General features: G+C 69.6%; 12 protein-coding genes, 1 pseudogene and 2 riboswitches. Of the genes and pseudogenes, 2 read left to right on the forward strand and 11 right to left on the reverse strand.

Annotated features, from left to right (window positions below; translation table 11 throughout):
- Positions 1 to 25: 25 nt before the first annotated feature.
- Together ACIP89_RS26415 and ACIP89_RS26420 are read right to left on the reverse strand one after the other, a co-directional pair.
- Entirely contained in the window at positions 26 to 955 is a 930-nt protein-coding gene (locus tag ACIP89_RS26415) for a hypothetical protein (protein ID WP_401931355.1), read from the reverse strand.
- Positions 952 to 3,633, reverse strand: a complete 2,682-nt coding sequence (locus tag ACIP89_RS26420; RefSeq protein ID WP_402117112.1) for a prenyltransferase/squalene oxidase repeat-containing protein — start codon at positions 3,631 to 3,633, stop codon at positions 952 to 954. Before ACIP89_RS26420 ends, ACIP89_RS26415 begins: the two co-directional genes overlap by 4 nt.
- A 220-nt stretch (positions 3,634 to 3,853) precedes the next feature.
- Positions 3,854 to 3,924, reverse strand: a riboswitch (cobalamin riboswitch).
- Between the two features lie 140 nt (positions 3,925 to 4,064).
- Positions 4,065 to 4,141, forward strand: a riboswitch (cobalamin riboswitch).
- Positions 4,142 to 4,261: 120 nt separating this feature from the next.
- On the opposite strand from ACIP89_RS26420, the gene ACIP89_RS26425 reads away from it, so the two are divergent.
- Together ACIP89_RS26425 and ACIP89_RS26430 are read left to right on the forward strand one after the other, a co-directional pair.
- Entirely contained in the window at positions 4,262 to 5,674 is a 1,413-nt protein-coding gene (locus tag ACIP89_RS26425; protein WP_401933199.1) for a hypothetical protein, read from the forward strand.
- Positions 5,675 to 5,734: 60 nt separating this feature from the next.
- A pseudogene (locus ACIP89_RS26430) lies at positions 5,735 to 6,724 on the forward strand (IS1380 family transposase); the annotation flags it as partial.
- Positions 6,725 to 6,850: 126 nt separating this feature from the next.
- Here ACIP89_RS26430 and ACIP89_RS26435 read toward each other — a convergent pair.
- From ACIP89_RS26435 to ACIP89_RS26475, 9 genes are all read right to left on the reverse strand, one after another.
- Positions 6,851 to 8,731, reverse strand: coding sequence for a hypothetical protein (locus ACIP89_RS26435; protein ID WP_402117114.1), 1,881 nt, complete (start codon positions 8,729 to 8,731; stop codon positions 6,851 to 6,853).
- A gap of 589 nt (positions 8,732 to 9,320) precedes the next feature.
- Positions 9,321 to 10,544, reverse strand: a complete 1,224-nt coding sequence (locus ACIP89_RS26440) for a lactonase family protein (RefSeq protein WP_401933204.1) — start codon at positions 10,542 to 10,544, stop codon at positions 9,321 to 9,323.
- A gap of 39 nt (positions 10,545 to 10,583) precedes the next feature.
- Positions 10,584 to 11,450, reverse strand: a complete 867-nt coding sequence (locus ACIP89_RS26445) for an ABC transporter permease (protein WP_402117116.1) — start codon at positions 11,448 to 11,450, stop codon at positions 10,584 to 10,586.
- 32 nt (positions 11,451 to 11,482) lie between these two features.
- Positions 11,483 to 12,520 (reverse strand): ABC transporter substrate-binding protein, encoded by a 1,038-nt coding sequence (locus ACIP89_RS26450; RefSeq protein ID WP_401931345.1) that lies wholly within the window; start codon positions 12,518 to 12,520, stop codon positions 11,483 to 11,485.
- A gap of 14 nt (positions 12,521 to 12,534) precedes the next feature.
- Positions 12,535 to 14,124, reverse strand: coding sequence for a carboxylesterase/lipase family protein (locus ACIP89_RS26455; protein ID WP_402117118.1), 1,590 nt, complete (start codon positions 14,122 to 14,124; stop codon positions 12,535 to 12,537).
- 26 nt (positions 14,125 to 14,150) lie between these two features.
- On the reverse strand, positions 14,151 to 14,843 hold the full coding sequence (locus tag ACIP89_RS26460; protein ID WP_401931342.1) for a GntR family transcriptional regulator: 693 nt from the start codon (positions 14,841 to 14,843) through the stop codon (positions 14,151 to 14,153).
- A gap of 67 nt (positions 14,844 to 14,910) precedes the next feature.
- Positions 14,911 to 15,771 carry an amidohydrolase family protein gene (locus ACIP89_RS26465; protein ID WP_402117120.1) on the reverse strand — a complete coding sequence of 287 codons (861 nt, stop codon included), beginning with the start codon at positions 15,769 to 15,771 and terminating at the stop codon, positions 14,911 to 14,913.
- A gap of 48 nt (positions 15,772 to 15,819) precedes the next feature.
- Positions 15,820 to 16,803: an ABC transporter substrate-binding protein gene (locus ACIP89_RS26470; RefSeq protein WP_401931339.1), complete on the reverse strand. Its 984-nt coding sequence runs from the start codon at positions 16,801 to 16,803 to the stop codon at positions 15,820 to 15,822.
- A 49-nt stretch (positions 16,804 to 16,852) separates the two neighbouring features.
- The gene (locus ACIP89_RS26475) at positions 16,853 to 17,731 is read right to left on the reverse strand and encodes a hypothetical protein (protein WP_401933215.1); all 879 of its coding nucleotides are present in this window, start codon (positions 17,729 to 17,731) and stop codon (positions 16,853 to 16,855) included.
- Positions 17,732 to 17,756 lie beyond the last annotated feature (25 nt).

The raw sequence follows: 17,756 nt of genomic DNA on the forward strand, positions 1-17,756 counted from the left end.
ACGGGAGTGGTGCGCGACACCCCCGTCACTCCGTGCGGCGTCGGCGCTTGGCGTACAGCGCCGCTCCACCGACGAGCACGATCAGTGAGCCGCCCACCAGCACGGGCACGAGTGAGCCGACATCGGTCTTCGCGTCGGCTGCCGGGGCGGCGTCGACCACCTTGGTTCCGGCAGCCGGCCCGCTCTGGGTCGGACTGACCGTAGCGGTGGGGGAAGGGCTGGTCGACGCTGACTGCGACGCGCTGGGCGTAGGACTCTTTGATGGCTTCGCCGATGCGGAAGCCGGTGTCGCCGGCTTCGGCTTCTTCGGCTCCGGCGGCTCCGGCGCCTTCGGGCCCGTGTCCGTGCCGGGAGGAAGCTCCGGGGCACGGTCGGTCGATGCGGGCTTGCCGACACTGCCCGTCGCCTTGGTGTTGTGGGCGCGCAGTTGGTCCGGGGTGAGCTCGGGCCGGCCCTTGGTGCCCTCGATGTTCGTGCCGCCGAAGATCCAGAGGTCGACGCTGCCGGGCTTCGGCTTGTAGAGCATGGCACCGAGCTGGCTGTACTCCCAGGAGTTCGCGCCCGGGTCCGCGTGCCAGTACGACCAGTAGGCGGAGGCAGGCGGCGTCAGCACACAGTCGTCCTGCTGGGGCGTCGGGTACTGCTTGCCACCCTGCTGCCCGCTGTATCCGATGCGGCAGATGAACGCGGGTCCGTCGTGACCGGTGCCGGTGGTGCGCCAGCCGCCCTGGTTGAGCAGTTCGTAACCGGTCGTCGGTGTCGTGCCGCACGAGCGGTAGACCGGACCGCCCCAATGGCTGAAGTCGACCGCGAGCACGGCTCCGGAGGTGGTGGTGCAGCGGCCCATCGGCTGTGGATCCGCCGCTGCCGAGGGCACGTTCACCGTCAGTGCTGCGGCCGACAGGAGGAGGGCGGCAGCTGCCTGCACATCCCTTCGCCACATGGGGGCCCTCATATCCGGTCCCCGGTGGCTGCCCGGCGACGGGTCACGACGACGACACGCCAGCCGGCCCCGACGAGCAGGACCGCGAAACCGAGGAGCGCACCGACCTGCACACCGGTCGAAGCCAGCGCTCCCCCGCCGGAACCGCCGGCGTCGGTGTCGATGATGCCACCCGTACCCCCTGTCGAGTCATCGGGAGTGACGATCAGCGGAGTGGAGGAGCTGGGGCTGGGCGTGGGCTGCGGAGTGGTGCCGGTCAGGCTCCGCTCCAGGGTGCCGAACGAAATGCCGGTGGCGCCGCCGACGGCCTGGGTGGAGGCGCGAAGGTCGGACCCGCGCTGGCCTTCCTCCGCGACGTTGAACCCGCCGTCGGTGTTCTGCTGTCCCGCGAGGAACTTACGCGCCTTGGCGATCTGGACCGCGTACTGCTTCGCATCCAGCGAGAGCCCCTGGACGGCGAGAGCCGCGGAGTTGACCGAGTTGCCCGCCGCGCCGGGGAAGCCACCGTCGGTGAGCTGCTTGCCCGCGATCCACGTCAGGGCCTTGTCCACCGCCTTGTCCGCCTTCTCACCGCCGACGAGCTCCAGAGCCATAGCCGCGATGGCCGTCGAGTCGACGTCGGAGTCGCCCGTGGCGGGGATCAGGCTGGGCCATGCCCCGCTTCTGTGCTGCAGACCTTCGAGGTAGGCGATCGGTTCCTGTGCCGCCGCCTTCTCACCGGCGCGCACCTGGGCCATGACCGCAAGCGACTGGGAGAAGACGGACGGGGCGTAGGTGTAGGCGCCCTTGGCGGCGCAGCTGCGGTCCGGGGCCTTGCTCGGCCCCTTGCACACGGCCTTGTCGAGCGCGGTGATGAGGTTCTTGCCGCCGAAGGAGCGCGGGTCGCGGCCTACGGCTTCGGCGAGCAGAGCGGCCTTGCCGATGGAGCCGCCGAGTGCGTACTTCGTGCCGGTTCCGGTCCAGTCCTGGAGGGTCCGGCCGCTCGCGTCCTTGCCTCCCTTGTCGAGGAAGTCGACGACGCCGCGCAGCTTGTCGTTGTTCAAGCCGGTGGCGGCGAGTGCGTAGGCGCCGTCGATGGTGAGGCCGAAGTCCGCGCGGCCCGTTCCGTCGCCGTAGTACTGCCCCTGTTTGAGGTTGGCCGCGCTGGTGAGGTAGGCGACGCCCTTTTTCAGGTCGGGTCCTTCGCCGGCCGGGTGGGTCGGGTCAGTCGTGGGAGGTTCGGTCGTGGGTGGCTTCGTCGTCGGCGGATCGGTCGGGTCCGGCGTCTTCGTCGTCAGGCGGGTCAGGTCGGTGTCCGCCCCGGCCAGCACCGCCGGGCCGGTCGCGTAGAGAGCGGGGTCGGTGGCCGCTTCCTCGAACCCGAAGCCTCCGCTGTCCAGTTGCTCGCGCGACAGCCAGGCCACGGCCGCGTCGGCCTGCGTGGTGTCGTCGAGCATGCGCAGCGCCTGGGCCGCGTACGCGGTCGCGTAGACGCTGCCGGTGGTGGATCCGGTGTAGCCGGGGAACGCGCCGTCCGCGCGCTGCGCCTTCTTCAGGTACGTCCGGGCCTTGGCGACCGCCGTGTCCTGGCCACCTGCCTCGTGCAGGGCCAGGGCCACGAGACCGGTGGTGGCAGGGTCGCCGTCGCAGTACTCGCCGGGTCGGATCAGGATGCTGGTGACCCCGCCGTCGTCGCACTGCAACTGGGTCAGCCGCTCGACCGTCCCGGCCGGGGGCACGGCGCCGGAGCGCAGCACGGCGAGCAGGGCGAGCGCCTGGCCGTCGCCGTAGCCGGCGTTGCGGAAATCGCCCTTGGCAGTACAACCGGGCTCGGGGGTGCCCGATTCGGGGCCCGCGGTGCAGACGTTGTCCATGAGGTCGGCGATCAGGTCGTGGCCGCCGAAGTGGTGCGGGTCGCCCTCGGTGACCTCGGCGACGAGTGCGAGGCGGGCTGCCGCGGTGGCGTCGGGGGCCTGGTCCTTGCCGGCGGCGTAGGCGTAGTCGTCGGCGTGGGCAGCGAGGAACGCGGTGACCTTGCCGAGCGACGCGCTCTCCGGGTCCGCTGCGGCCAGCGCGTAGGCGGCCTCGGTGGTCAGCAGGTAGTTCGGAGCGTCGGCGCCGTCGTCGACGACGCGTTCGCCGTCCTTGAGCAGGCCGTCGACCCAGTCGGCCGCACCGGCCACGTCGATCTCACCGGGTGCGGCCGTCGGCGTGCCGCCGGGATCCGGTGTCCCACCGCCGCCACCGGCGCGAACGTCGTCCGGAGTGAAGGCCGGCCTTCCTGTGGTCCCGCCGATGTCGGTGCCGCCGAACACCCAGGCGTCCACGTCGCCGTCCTTCGGCTTGCGGTCCATGGCGCCGTACTGGCTGTACGTCCACTTGGTCTGCCCCGGCGAGGCGATCCAGTACGACCAGTACGCGGTCGCCGGCGGAGTCAGTACGCACGACTCCTGGTCCGTCGTCGGGTACTGCGTTCCGGAGCCCAGGCCGAGTCGGCAGATGAAGGCCGGACCGTCGTGCTGCGTGCCCTCGGTGGTGAAACCCGCCTCGTGGAGGAGCTCGTAACCGGTCGTGGGGGTCATGTCGCAGCCGCGCTCCACGCCGCCGCCGAAGGGCCCGAAGTCGACCGCCACGACTGCGCCTTCGGTCGCCGTGCAGTTGTCGAGGGGGTCAGCAGCAGCCGGGGTGACCGTGACAAGTGTCACGCACATGGCAAGCAAGAGAAATGCCACGGATATCAGGGACAGGAAGGCTCTGGCCCCCACCTGCCGGTCTCTTCGCTGTGCGGTCCCCACCACGGTCCCCTCGTCATGTCTCCGCGGGGACATGCACGACGTGGCTGAGACGCCCTCACCCCGCAGTTGACCACGGGTGGGCTTGTCGACCACGCCGTAGTCCGCGACGGCGTTTCTCGCTGCAGATCAGGCCCCAGGTAATCCGGCTCGCCCGGCTGTTGCCGGGCCTACGGTTGCGGGTCAGCGCCGGACTTCGACCGGCTTCCCCTGGAACTCAGTGCTTATCAGGCGGATTGCAGCACGCTGATACACACGGCGTCAAGGGGACGTCGCTCAGCGCACATGCCGCCTCACGGGGCTGCTGGCAGGACCGGTCCGCCTGAGGTAGCGTCCTGGGCTGCCACATGGGGGAACCCGGTGAGACTCCGGGGCTGACGCGCAGCGGTAGTGGGACGGCTGGGGGCCGTCCCGAGCCCGAATGCCCACGCGGCGACGTATTCCAGGAAGCCGGTCCACGCGTTCGGGCGGCCCACCTGCTCGCTGCCGTCCTCACCGAGGTGGGCCGCGGGCCCGGTCGGCGCGCCCCTCATCCCAGGAGCAGGCCATGATCCGTCCACGTATGTCACCTCGTCTTGCGTTCACCGCAGCCGTCTCCCTCGGGGCGCTCTGCCTGAGCGCCCTGCCGGCTGCCGCCACGGCCACCCCGGCGCAGATCGCCACATCGAAGACGAACGGCGTCACCTACCTCAAGTCCCTTCAAGCGGCCGATGGTTCGTACGCCGGATCCGGACTGTCCAACGAGTGGGCCTTCAGCGCACTCGCCTCGGCGGGCACCGCCGCGGTCGACGTCACACCGGGCGGCGACACCACGAAGAACGCGAGATCGGTGTACCGCACCCTGCTCGCCACGGCGGGCTGGCCGTCGGCGACACCGGTGGTCACCGACTACGAGCGCGCCACCCTGAACGCCTACGCGGCCGGCATCGACCCGGCCCGCGTCTCGGCCTCCCGCAACCTGGTCGCCGACATCTACGGCTACTGGCAGAACGCCGAGCCCGGCTACTTCGGCCCGTCCGCCAACTTCAACGGCACCGTGTTCGCCGCCCTGGCCCTCGGTGGCGCGAAGACCCAGGCGGGGGCCGTCCGCATACCGCAGTCGCTGCGCACTTCCCTCGTCACGCGCATCCGCGCCAACCAGCACAACGACGGCGGCTGGAACTTCGGCAAGGCCGAGGGCGACCCGGCCGCACTGGCCGCCACCAGCGACATCGACATGACCGGCGCCGCGATGGCAGCCCTCTGCGTCTCCGGGGTGCCCAACACCGACACCGACATCACCCAGGCCAAGGCATTCCTCAAGAGCAAGCTGGTACCCACCAGCGGTGCCTTCAACGCCATGTTCGGCGTCAACACCGACTCCAACGGCTGGGCCGTCTCCGGGCTCAACGCCTGCGGCATCAACCCGCAGACCGGCGACTTCCTCACCTCCGCCGGAAAGACCCCGGTCGACTTCCTCATCGCCCAGCAGTTCAACCCGGGCGGCGGCTTCAAGTACCTGCCCAGTGACACCACCCCCTCCGCGTACGCGTCGATCGACGGTCTGCGCGCCGTCGCCGGCGGCGGGTTCACCGCCGCCCCGCCGACACCCGTGACGAGCGGGGCCCCGACGTGGGTGGCGCAGGGGACGTTCACCTCCGGTACGGCCACGAAGCTGGCGTTGACCGTCGACGACGGGGCCGGCGGCCTGAAGGTCTGCTCCGTCGCTTTCACACCGACGGGCACGACCACCACGCTCGGCGCCGTCCTGGACGCGGCCACCACCGGTTCGACCCCGTCCGGCTGCGTGAGCGGGGTGACGCCTTCGTCGGGAACAGGCACGATCACCGTCCTCAACGGCAAGGCGAACAGCGGCTCGAATACGTGGAAGGTCAGCAGCGACGGTTCCTCCTTCGCGGCAGCCACCCGCGGCAAGGTGGTCAACGCCGGTGACACGATCGCCCTGCGCTGGGGTGCCTGACCTTCCGGATGATCGACGCCCTTCGGCGGCCGGGACATACTGCGACCCGGCCGCCGCCCGTTGGCCGGCACATCGTCGCCGGACGCGGGCGGTCAGGTGATCGCGGACCTGGACGGGGTGCTGGTCGTGGCTCACTCCGACAAACAGGACGCGGCCACGGCCTGGAAGAAGTCCTACGGACATCGTCCGCTGATGGGCTTCGTCGACCACGGACGCGGCGGCACCGGAAAGCCGGTGGCCGCGCTGCTACGGCCCGGGAACGCGGGCAGGAACACCGCCGCCGACCACATCACCACCTCCCAACTCGCCCTGGCCCAGATCCCTAAACGTCACCGGCGCGGCCGGTCCACACTGATTCGTACGGACTCAGCGGGCGGCACCCATGAGTTCGGCGCCTGGCTCTCGAAGCGGCGCCGGCGGCTGTCGTACTCGGTCGGGATGACCCTCACCGACGCCATTCACCAGGCCGCACTGAACGTCCCCTCCTCCGCCTGGACGCCCGCCGTCGAGCTCGGGGGCGAGCCCCGCGACGGCGCCTGGACCGCCGAGCTCGACGGCGACGTCCTGAAGGGCTGGCCGAAGGGTATGCGGCTGATCGTCCGCAAGGAACGGCCGCACCCGGGCCCCAGGTTGCGGTACAGCGACGCCGACGGACTGCGGCTCACCGCGTTTGCCACCAACACCCCCGGCGTCCCGATCGCCGCCCTGGAACCGCGGCACCGCCAGCGCGCACGCGCCGAGGACCGTATTCCTCATGCGCGCGCCACCGGCCCGCGCGACCTGCCCCTGCACGACACCGCGCAGCACCGGATCTGGCTGGAGGTCGTCCAGCTCGCCCTCGACCTGCTGGCCTGGCTGCCGATGCTCGCCCTGACCGGCAAACCCCGGCTCCGGGAGCACCGCCGCCTGCGGCTGCGGCTGTTCTCCGCCGCCGCCCAGTTCGTCACCACTGCCCGCCGTCGACACCTGAGATGCACCCACCACTGGCCCTGGACCGACGTGATTACAGACGCGATCCAGCGACTCGACGCACTCCCAAACCCGGGATGAACAGCAGCAGCAGACCGTCCTGACGCACTCGAACCTCTTACCGGAGTTCTCGCCGACAGCGAAGGCCGAGGGCTGCGGCGCGGGTGGCCTCTTCCCGGTGCACGTGCCGCCGGCTTCTCGCTTCCCTCACATACGGAGGTCATCCTGCGTGAGGTAGAGCGGCATCGAATCCTCCCACCGACTGTCCGTCAGCATCCTGTTGTCGGAACCGTCGGCCTTCATGCTGAAGATCTGGCCGTAGGGCTGGAAGGTGTCGTCGTAGAGCGCGGCTTCTTCGCGGAAGCCGTACATGCCGCTGTTGTAGAGAATGCGGCCGTCGTAGTTCCAGACAGCGTGGCCGTCGTTCGCCCCACTGCTCGTGAGGATCTTCAGGTCGCTTCCGTCGGGCTTGATGGTGCAGACGTCGAAGTTGGTGGGGCTCGTTTTGCGGGTGAAGAGAATGAGTTTGCCATCCCGGGACCAGTCGGGCAGGTTGTCGGACTCGGTGGTCAGGACGGTCGTCGCCCCCGTCTTGAGGTCGAGGATGCGCAGTCCCTTTTCCTCGCCCCATACGCGGTAGACGATGCGGTTCCCGTCCTGCGAGTAGCTCGGGAAACCGGCGTTGGTCGAACCGTCGGTGAGCACCTGGTGCGAGGAGCCGTCGCTGGGCACCCGGACCAGCACGGCGTTGCTGGTCGCGCGGGTCTGGAACCATCCGCCCAGCCCGAACGCGATCCATTTGCCGTCGTGCGACCAGGCGGGCCGGAACGCGCCGGCCAGTCCGTGCTGGACCATCGCCTGGTCGAGGCCCGAGGTGGCGGTGTCGAAGACGACCTTCTGGTCCGATCCGTCCGGGCGCATGGTGACGATCGAGGAGTTGCCGAGCTGCTTGTCGGTGATCGCGAGACGTCCGTCCTTGGACAGTGCGGGGAAGACGTCGCAGAAGCGGTAGTCCCAGTCCGCGTCCCAGCTGTACAGCGGCTCGTCGAGGGTGCGTGTCGTGTAGTCGAGCTTCTCGTAGATCACCTTCGTGCCGTCCGGCGACCAGACCGGGGAACGCAGCGCCCTCTTGACCGGCGGCCGACTGCCGCCCACGTAGGCCAGCCCTTCGTCGGCTCCGCCCTTGACGAGGTACCCGACCTCGGTCGCGCTCACGTACTGGGGCGCGACCTTCAGGTTGGGCCCGGAGGTGTGCTCGACGCGTGCCCCGCTCGCGACGTCGACTGAGACGATCTGGGAGACGACGGTACCGATGGCTTCCGGCCGGTGCGCGCCCCAGGTCCCCTCGACGGTGATCTCGTAGAAGACGATCCGGGAGCCGTCGGGAGACCACTTCGGTGAACCGAGGCAGTACCCGTCCCGAGTTGCCACCTGGCGAAAGCCGGTTCCGTCGGGCCGGATGATGTAGATGCTCAGCTCCTGCGTGTGCTCCCAGCCGGTGCCGTTGCCGTGACCCCGCCAGGTCGTGTTGCGGTCGCTGGAGAAGGCGATCCACTTGCCGTCCGGTGACCAGGAGGGGCGGAAGTGCCCGTCAGGGCTTGCGGGATCGCCGGCGAGGGCTGAGGTGCCGGTCAGGTTGGTCCGCTTGTTCGTGGCCAGATCGAGCAGCCATATGTGCGTCCTGTGGTCGCCGCTCGTGGATACGTAGGCCGCCTTCTTGCCGTCCGGAGAGGGAACGGCCCAGTCGTTCATGGCGGAGTTGACCACCAACGGCCGGACGCCCGATCCGTCGGTCCTGGCGCGGTAGAGGCACGAGTTTCCGTCCCCGGTGCGCTCGGACGTGAAGAACACCGATGTCCCGTCGGCGGAGAAGGCGGCGTGGTGGTCGAAGGCCGGGCTCTGCAGCAGCACGCGTTCGTCGGAACCGTCAGCGTTCGCGACGCAGAGGGTCGAAGCCGACGGGCCGATGCGGTTCATCAGCATCACGCCCTTCTTGCCGGACGCTGCTGCCGCCACCGCGAACGGTTTGGGCAGGAGTGCCACGCCGGCGGCGGCCGTGCCGGCCGTGAGGAACGCTCGACGCTTCATGTCAGGTGACATAGCTGTCCGGGTCCTTTCGTTGACGGGAGGGCGCGCGACCCCACGGGAGAGAGTCACCGCGCGTGACGCATCTACGGAAGTGCGGGAGGGCCTTGTCGGCTCGACTCAGCCAGGCCCGGGGCCGATCGGCCCGTCAGTACATGCGCCCACCGCATGGATTGTCGAACAAGTTGGGCGTGAACGTAACACCGGGGAAATCTGACCACAAGGGATCCTGCAAGAACACGGCACGCGACGCGTCGCCACCTTCAGGAGAGACCGTTATTGTCCAACAACCCTGACGACCGGTGGGTGTTGTAGAACCCGTGGTTCACGGAGCCAGAAGTCCGCGGTGCACCGCGGTGCACGAGGGAGAGTGACGGGCTCTGGAGAAGATCAGCAATTCCTCGGTCACGCGCGGCGCGAGAAGCCTGCCGACGGCCGGGCCTGCCGGCGTCACATCGGCCGTGAACGACGGCCGGTCCACCTCGCGCCCGGCGCGGCCCGCGTCCAATGATCGCCCCCGGCTGTCGCCGGAGTCGGCGGCGGAACCTCCTGTGACGGCACGGATGCCGCCACAGGAGAAGGGTGGATCGACTCAGTGGTGTGCCCTGCGGACACTGACGCAGTCGGGATCGGGGATGTCCACGGCCGTTCCGGTGTCCGTGAGGTGCCCGGATCGCGGGTCCACACGGAAGAGGTTGACCGTTGCGCTCGCCTTGTTCGCGACGAAGAGCCAGCGTCCTCCCGGGTGCAGGGAGAAGCTCCACGGGGTGACGCCCCCGCACGGCAGGCGCTGGGCCTCGGCGAGCAGTCCGGTCGTCGGGTGGGCCGAGAAGACGACGAGGGTGTTGTCGCCGCGGTTGGAGGTGTAGACGTGCCGGCCGTCTTCGCTGACCGCCAGTTCGGCCGCGCTGGTCGTGCCGGTGTGGCCCGGGGCATTCGTCGTCAGGAGTTGGCGGGGTGCCAGCGAACCCTGGCGGGCGTCCCACTGAAGCACCTCGATGTCAGCGGTCAGCTCGTTCAGGAGATACACCGACCGCCGGTTCGGGTGGAAGGCCAGGCGCCGGGGCCCGGACCCGGGTGCCGTCGCGTGGGAACGGCCGCCGTCGGACAGTTGGTGTGTCGCCCGGTCGTAGTCGCGGATGAAGACCCGGTCGGCGCCGAAGTCGGCGACCAGAGCGAACCTGCGGCTCGGGTCGATCACCACGTGGTGCGTGTGCGGGCCGGCCTGGCGCGGATTGGGCCCTGAGCCGGTGTTCTGCACGCTGGAGGCCACAGTGCCCAGCTCACCGTCCGGCCTGACCGGAACGGTCGCTGCCGCGCCGGTGGCAAAGTCGGCGACCAGGAGGGTGTCCGCGTCCCTGCTGAGGCCGATGTACGACAGGCCGCCGCTGCCGCCGGGAACGGCCTCCGTCTCGATCTCGCCGGTCTTTCGGAGAGCTCCGGAGGCGTCGTCGATGCGGAAGGTGCGGATGTATCCGCCCGGCTCCGCGCCCGCGACGTACAGAACCGGGCGGTTCGGGTGCACGGTGACCCAGTTCGAACTGACCTCTGCCACCGCACCGAGGGGGTCCATGGTTCCGTGGACGGGGTCGAACCGGATGGCGTGCACCTGGTCCCTGCCCCAGGTGCCGATGTAGAGCAGATCCTGGCCGGGGTGCCGTGCCGGTGAGGCGGTGGCTGTGCTGGAGAGCAGGGGCACGGCGGTGGCGGCCGATGCCGCGGCGGCTGCCAGGAGGGTCCTGCGGGAGGGCCGCCGGGTGGGCGAGGACTCCTCGCCCCGGATGGCGCCGGCTGAGACGTGCGGAGGTTCGTTCATCGGGGGAACTGTCCTTTCACAAGCCGGAGGGGGTGCGATTCAGTGCTTGGTCTGGGGCCGGCGGCGGGCTGCGAGGCCGAGGCGCTTGAGAGCGTAGGTGTCGAGGCCGCTGAGCACGCCGTTGAGGGACAGGGTCAGGACGACGAGGACGATGAGGCCGGCGAATTCGGAGGCCGCGTCGAGGTTCTGGGCCGCGGTGAACAGTTCGTGGCCGACGCCCTCCGAGGAGGCGATGAACTCTCCGCCGATGACGCCGAGGATGGCCAGGGGCCCGCCGGTCTTGAGCGCGGCGAAGAACGGCGCGGCCAGCGTCGGGATCGTCACATAGCCCAGGACGTGGTGCTTTCGCCCGCCCATCACCTGGACCACCTCGACGAGTTCGCGTTCGCGCATCCGCAGGCCGAGATAGATGTTGTAGAAGACCACGAAGGCGACGCCGGTCATGGCGATGGTGATCTTCGACCAGGGGCCGATGCCGAAGAACAGCAGGAACAGGGGGGCGAGTGCGATCTTCGGGATGCCGTTGACGGCCGCGACGAGCGGTTCGAGGACGCGTCCCAGGAGCGGGAAGGAGCCCAGTACGAGGCCCATGACCGTTCCTGCCGCGACGCCGAGGCCGAAGCCCGCCAGCACCTCCACGGTGGTCACCCTGATGTTGTTCCATCCGGCGGCGGAGCCGAGCATGTCCGTGAGCGCGTCGTACACCTCGGTGGGCTTGCTGACCGCGTACTCGGGTACGACCGGACCGCTCATCAGCTGCCACAGGACGAGGGCGGCGATGATCACCAGGATGCGCAGCAGGATGACGGTGCCCGTGCCCTGCCAGCCGGCACGCGGCTTGCTGACGGGCCGCCCCGAGGTCGCTTGCTCGGGCTTGGTCACGGCTTTGTCTGTGACGGTGGCCATGGTCTTCTCCCTTCCGGTTGGGGTCGGCCGTGTCACGGCAGGTACGTGTTGGTCCAGTTGTCGGCGTCGACGCTCGCGTCGGGCACCGCGCCTATGCCGTCCTTCACGAAAGTGACGGTCTTCTTCCATCCGTCGGCATCCATCTTGGCGGTCTTGGGCCAGTCCACCTCCGAGACGGCTGCGCTCAGCACGTCGTCCGGCATGCCCGGCAGGCTCTCGCGCGCCGCGGCGATGACGGCCTTGTCGTTGGAGGCGTGGGTGTCGAGGTAGGTGGTCGCCTCCTGTACGGCGGTGGCGAATCCCTTGACCAGGGCCGAATTGCTCTTCGCGTAGTCCTTCTTCACGACCACGACCTGGCCGTAGCCCGCCTGTCCGGCGCCCCACTCGGGCACCTTCTCGGGGTTGGCCACCACAATGCCGTCACCCTCGTGCTGGACCTGGAGCGGGATCGGTTCCGAGGTGATGAACCAGTCGACCTCGCCCTTGGTGAGCGCGGCCTTGTCGGCGGCCGGGGTCGGCAGCGAAACCCACTTCAGCTCGGCCGGGTCCACACCGTGGGCCTTGAGGAAGATTCCTGCCTCGGCCTTGGTGTTCGCGGAGCTGGCGCCGGCCGTCGAGTCGGCCAGCGCCCTGGCCACCTCCGCCGCCGGGCTGTCCGCGGTCAGGCGGTGCTTCTTGGCGAACGCCGTACTGACGACGATTCCGAGCGGGTTGCCTCCGCCGTTCGTGGCGACCGACAGCTCCGGCAGGCCCTTGCTGAGGCCGGCCAGGAAACTGGTCGGACTGGAGTTGAGGAACTGCACGGAATTCGACTGCAGGGCCGAGGTGCCCGTCGCGGCGGTCAGCGTCACGTACTTGACCTTGATGTTCTGCTTGTCGAAGTAGCCGGCCTCGTCCGCCAGGCGGATGGACAGGTCGAAGACGTTGCCGCTGACGCCGACCGAGACGGTCGTCTTGCCGTCCGAGCCGACCGAGGACGCGCCGTCGTTGCCGCAGGCGGTCAGGAGCGCCGCGCTCGATATCACGGAGACGGCCAGTGCGAGAGACGAGTGGTTCGTGCGGATGTTCATGGGAACTCCTTTGTTCACCAGGCTTGCTGGGAGGCGAAGAACCGGATCCAGAATTCGGTGCGTACCGGATCGGAGACGGGGATCGTGCGGAAGTGCGCGCCGATCTCCATGACGGTGGCGGAGTCCGGTGAGAAGGCGGGCCAGTGAGGCAGGCCGCTTCCGTTGGGGTCGCCCGTGGAGACGAAGTTGGTCCAGTACCCGGCCAGTGTTCGGGCGATCTCGTGGTCTTCCTCGTTCCACACCCCGGTGCCGCCGGCGGGGTTGTGGAAGACGTAGTCGATCTCCGAACCGTGTCCGGCCCGCCTGGGCCCGGCATCCGGTGACGGGGCGCGATGGGTCCAGAAGTAGGAGCGCACCGTCCCGGTGGCGTGGCGGGTCCAGTCGGAGCCCCACAGGGAAGTCGAGATGCGGGAGTTGTCGCGTGCCGCGAGGCTGCTCGCCCGCGCCGCTTCGTCGTCCGTGCCGGCCGGGTAGAGCCGCAGGAACTCCTCCGCGTAGGGTCCGAACTTCCGACGGGCAGAGGTGACGTGCTGTTCGAGGGTGACGTTGACCGGCGGGGAGCCCGGCCGGGCCTTCTGCCGGCCGGTGCGCAGGGCGGCCACCAGGGTTTCCGGGACCGCGCCGCTCTCGTCGAGGTTGTTTCCGGTCAGGTAGTCGACGTCGTTCTGCAGTCCCTTGGCATACGTCTCGTCGTAGCCGGCGGGCAGGGCCCACCCGTCCACGACGGGACGGAACAGGGGCGGCCCTGCCGGGCCTCCGGTGTCCACCGTCGTGTCGAGCGGGTGGTGGCCGTCGATCAGCTTCCGCCAGTGCAGGTTCCGCAGGCCGCGGGCCGTGGTTGCGCCGTGGGCTCTCGTGTAGCGGTCGCCGGCGCTTTCCGCGTCCGGCTGCAGCCGGTAGGAGGTCGACATGTAGCGGAGCTCGGGATCGCGTGCGTAGCGGGAGTGGCTCTGTGCGATCGCGCGGTGGAACAGGCCCTTGGCGAGGGGCGACATGGCCAGGAAGTTGACCATGCCCGCTCCGGCGGACTGGCCGGCGATGGTGACGCGGGCGGGGTCGCCGCCGAATCGCGTGATGTTGTCGCGGACCCAGCGCAGGGCGGCGACGCAGTCGAGGAGACCGTAGTTGCCGGAGCTGCCGTGCTCGGACTCCTCGCTCAGTTCCGGTGTGGCGAGGAAGCCGAAGGCGCCGAGCCGGTAGTTGAAGGTGAGCACGACGAGGCCGGTGCGCGCAAGGTTTTCGCCGTTGTAGCGGGGGTGGGCTCCCGTGCCCTCGCGGAACCCACCTCCGTAGATCCACACGAGGACAGGGCGGAGCTCCGCGGTGGCGGGTGCACCCGTCCAGACGTTCAGACTCAGGCAGTCCTCGCTCAGGGGCACGTCGACACCGGTCGCGGCCGCGTCGGTCGGTGCCTGTGGGCACATGGGCCCGAACCGTTCGGCACGCCGGACGCCTTCCCAGCGCACGGGCGGCCGGGGCGGCCGCCACCGCAGGTCTCCGACCGGCGGGGCGGCATACGGGATGCCTCGGAATACGGTGACGGTGCGGTCCCGGCACGGTATGCCCTCGACGGGCCCGGCTTCGGTGTCAACCGTGTGGCGCATGGGGTACTTTCCGCCCCCGCGTACGGTCAGGTGACCGGTGGCATCGGGGACTTGTCCAGCAGCAACGCCCTGCGGGCGGAGCCGACGTGATGGCGCATCGCCGCGACAGCCGCGTCGGGGTTGCGCGTGACGATGGCGAGGAGAATGGTCTGGTGCTCCTCCAGCGACCCGGATCGCGGGTGCTGGGCGGAGAGGTTGCGGTACTGGCGCATCACCAGGGGGTAGAGCAGCGTGTCGTAGGCGCGGGCCAGGGTTGTCTGGTGCGCAGCGAGTTTGACCTGCTGGTGGAAGCTGCGGTTGCCGCGCGAGTAGGCGTCCTGGTCCCCGCGTGACTGCGACTCCTCCATCTCCTGCAGGGTGCTGCGCAGCCGTGCGACCTCCTCGGCTGTGGCCCGTTCCGCCGCTTTGCCGGCCAGTGCCGACTCCAGGATCTCGCGGGCCTCCAGGATGTCGGCTGCTTCCTCGGCGGAGAAGCTCCTGGTGCGCACCCCGCGATTGACCTCGCCGGTGATATACCCCTCCTGCGTCAGCCGCGCGAGCGCGGTGCGCATCGTGCTCCGTGACACGTCGAACATCCGCGTGAGGTCCGCCTCTGTGAGCCTCGTGCCGGGCTCGATACTCCCCGACAGCAACAGGGAGCGCAGCCCCTCGTAGGCTTGGCTGTAGCGGGTGCCCGAGGCCTTCGCTACGGATTCGCCACCGATGCTCTCGCTGTCCACCGCGGCCGCCTTCCTCTTGCGTACATGTGAGAACCGAGGCCGGAACACTAGCCGACGACATGGCAGGTCAGCTTCCGTGCCCGCCGAGGAACGGGTACAGGCGCCGGGCCGTTCCCGCGAAGATCTCCTGCCGGACCTGCTCCGGCAGACCGGCGAGCACCTCCTGGGCGAGAGCGAGGAGCTCCGGCAGTGACTGCTCGGCGGCGGGGCAGTTCGATCCCCAGGCGATCCGCTCGGCGCCGAACGTGTCGAGAACCGGTCCGAGGAATTCCCCGGCTCGCTCCCCCGCGTCCCGCAACCGCTCAAGGTTGCGGTGGGTGAGCTTGAGGTGCAGGCCGGGGTGGGACGCGAGTTCCGCGACCTCGGCGCCGGCACGGGCGGGCGAAGAGGCGATGTCCGGGTAGCCGATGTGATCGAGGAGCACCTTCACGCCCGGGAACCGCTTCAGCAGCTCCACCAGCTGCGCGGTGGCCGGGCCCAGGCGCATCTGGAGGCAGACCGGCAGGTCCAGTTCCTGGGCCTGCTCCCAGAAGGGGAACGTTTCCGGGGCGACGAACCACTCCCCCTGGGTGGGCACGGTGCTGCCGCTGGTGAACAGCCGGACGCCGGCCAGGCCCCCTTCGCCGGCCGAGGCCTTGAGGTTCGACGCGGCGTCCGGTCGCAGCGGGTCGACGGTGCCGACGGCGACGAAGCGCTCCGGCCGCCGCCGGCTGCTGTCCAGCACGTAGGAGTTGTCGTAGCCGTAGTTCGTGGTGGCCTGGACCAGGACGGCCTGGTCGATGCCGGTCTCCTCCATGCGGCTGACCATGCCCTCGGCGGTCACCGGCCGGGTCGCGGCCCATTCGGACTGCTTTCCCCCGATGGGGGCCTTCGGGTAGCGGGTCAGGTCCTCGGAGATGATGTGACAGTGTGCGTCGACGACGTCCACGTGGTGCTCCCTTGTCTTCTGTCTTCGGTGTGATCGGTGCGGGCCGGCTCAGGCGTCCGGGTAGTCGCCCTTCGCGAACAGCGAACGCGGGTCGGAGGAGAAGTCCGCGTCGAGCAGGCCCTGGTCCTTGGCGAACCGCACCATCGCGTTCAGGCTGGCCTCGTTGGGCTTGATGCCGTAGGGGACGGGGTCGCCGCCGATCGCACGTCCCTGCCGGGCCAGCCGGGGCACCGCCGACCACTGGGGCTGCTCGGCGAGGTGGCGCCGCTTGCTCTCCACGAACGCGGCGTACAGCCTGGTCGGCAGGCCGGGGTCGCGCTCCACCAGTTCGGTGCGCACGGAGATCAGCGAGTGCAGCGGGTAGACGCCGGTGCGCAGGTAGTGGTCGACGGCGAGCGTGCCGGCCTCGGGGAACAGCGGGTAGGGGCCGTCGTCGCCTGCGGTCTCGGGTTCTGCCGCCGCTGTCCAGCCGGCCTTGGGGGCACCCGCCCGTCCCGTCCCCGCGTTTCCGGTCAGTGCGGCGTCGATCTCTCCGGCGCGCAGCAGCTCGCCCAGCGAGCGGCCGTCGGTGACGCGCTCGACGTTGGAGGGGACCCGGCCTTCGATGTGGTCGTCGTCGTCCACCACCCAGGTGATCTTGTCGATGTCCACTCCGTACTGATCTCGCAGCACGCCACGCACCCACACGCCCGTGCTCACCGAGTAGGCGCGGACCCCGACCCGGCGTCCTTCCAGATCCTTCGGCACGCGGATGCCGGAGTGGGTGGCGCACTGCACGTCGCCGTGGTGGAAGCGCCTGTTGAGGAAGACCGGCACCGCGGTCAGCGCGATGCCTTCCTGGCGTGCCATCAGGTAGGAGACCGGCGCCAGTTCGCACACGTCGAACTCAAGGTCCCGGATCATGCGCCGGTAGGCGCCGATGACCGGCTTGACCTGTACGGGCTCGACCAGGAACCCGTCTGTTCCGGTGTCGCCGTCCAGCAGCGGCCGCGCGTGCGGGAAGTCTCCGAGAACTACCGTGAGCTTGTCCATAGCCTGTCCTTCGCTGTTTCTGATTCGGTTCCGGCAGCCGGTGCGGCGTTCAGCCGCCGAGGCGTGCCGGGGAGACGCCGAGTGCCGCGCAGGACCGCTCGACGAGCTCGTCGTAGTCCACCGCCCGTGGAATCACGTCCTGCTCCAGCGCGTAGGCGGCGGCCTTGGTGAACGCCGCGCGCAGTCCGTCGAAGCCCACGGGATGCAGGGCGACGGGCCCGCCCACCTCGTTGGCGGTGAGTACCGAGCGCATCGCGTCGTAGGCGGCGAGGATGGCGGCGGAGTGCTCCGCCGCTGCCGCTTCGGATACGCCGACCACGTGGTTGACCGGGATGAATCCCTGGTCCTTCGACCACTGACCGGCGACCTCGTGGGCGTTGTCGATGGCGGTGCGGATGCGGTCATCGGAAGGCAGTTCGTTGCCCATGATCCCGAAGTCGACCCGGCCCTCCAGGAAGTCCGCCGGCAAGCCGGCACCCTGCGGCGCCCGCCGCACCCAGGACGGGTCCCCGGCCCCCTCGACGTGATGGCCCTCGTAGGTGGTCCAGTCGGCCTTGCGCAGGTCGACGCCGTACTGCTCGCTGAGGAAACCGCGCATCCACACACCGGTGGTCTGGCTCCAGGCGCGCACTCCGACGCGGTGTCCCTCCACATCGGCGACCGACAGCTTGCCGAGGGTCACCAGGGTTTGATGCTGGTGGCGTCCAAGGGTGGTGACGGGCAGCAGCAGGACCGGCTTGCCGTAGGCCAGAGCCTGCAGAACGGTCACGATCGCCAGTTCGCACAGGTCCACGTCCGACTCGTTCACGAAACCCCGGGAAGCCCTGTGCACCGGCTTGATGGCGACCCGCTCCGGCTCCGAGCCCGCTTCGCGGACGGCCGACAGCGCGGCTGCCGCGAGATCGTCGCGGCCGAGCACCAACTTCATCTTCTTCTCCTCTTCTTCTTGCACG

The organism is Streptomyces sp. NPDC088730 (assembly GCF_044751215.1).
In the GTDB taxonomy this organism is placed as follows: Bacteria; Actinomycetota; Actinomycetes; order Streptomycetales; family Streptomycetaceae; genus Streptomyces.

Excerpts from the sequence above, each read along its gene's own strand:
- ACIP89_RS26415 (WP_401931355.1), bottom strand. The coding sequence starts at position 955 with ATGAGGGCCCCCATGTGGCGAAGGGATGTGCAGGCAGCTGCCGCCCTC.
- ACIP89_RS26420 (WP_402117112.1), bottom strand. The coding sequence starts at position 3,633 with ATGTGCGTGACACTTGTCACGGTCACCCCGGCTGCTGCTGACCCCCTC.
- ACIP89_RS26425 (WP_401933199.1), top strand. The coding sequence starts at position 4,262 with ATGATCCGTCCACGTATGTCACCTCGTCTTGCGTTCACCGCAGCCGTC.
- ACIP89_RS26435 (WP_402117114.1), bottom strand. The coding sequence starts at position 8,731 with ATGAAGCGTCGAGCGTTCCTCACGGCCGGCACGGCCGCCGCCGGCGTG.
- ACIP89_RS26440 (WP_401933204.1), bottom strand. The coding sequence starts at position 10,544 with ATGAACGAACCTCCGCACGTCTCAGCCGGCGCCATCCGGGGCGAGGAG.
- ACIP89_RS26445 (WP_402117116.1), bottom strand. The coding sequence starts at position 11,450 with ATGGCCACCGTCACAGACAAAGCCGTGACCAAGCCCGAGCAAGCGACC.
- ACIP89_RS26450 (WP_401931345.1), bottom strand. The coding sequence starts at position 12,520 with ATGAACATCCGCACGAACCACTCGTCTCTCGCACTGGCCGTCTCCGTG.
- ACIP89_RS26455 (WP_402117118.1), bottom strand. The coding sequence starts at position 14,124 with ATGCGCCACACGGTTGACACCGAAGCCGGGCCCGTCGAGGGCATACCG.
- ACIP89_RS26470 (WP_401931339.1), bottom strand. The coding sequence starts at position 16,803 with ATGGACAAGCTCACGGTAGTTCTCGGAGACTTCCCGCACGCGCGGCCG.
- ACIP89_RS26475 (WP_401933215.1), bottom strand. The coding sequence starts at position 17,731 with ATGAAGTTGGTGCTCGGCCGCGACGATCTCGCGGCAGCCGCGCTGTCG.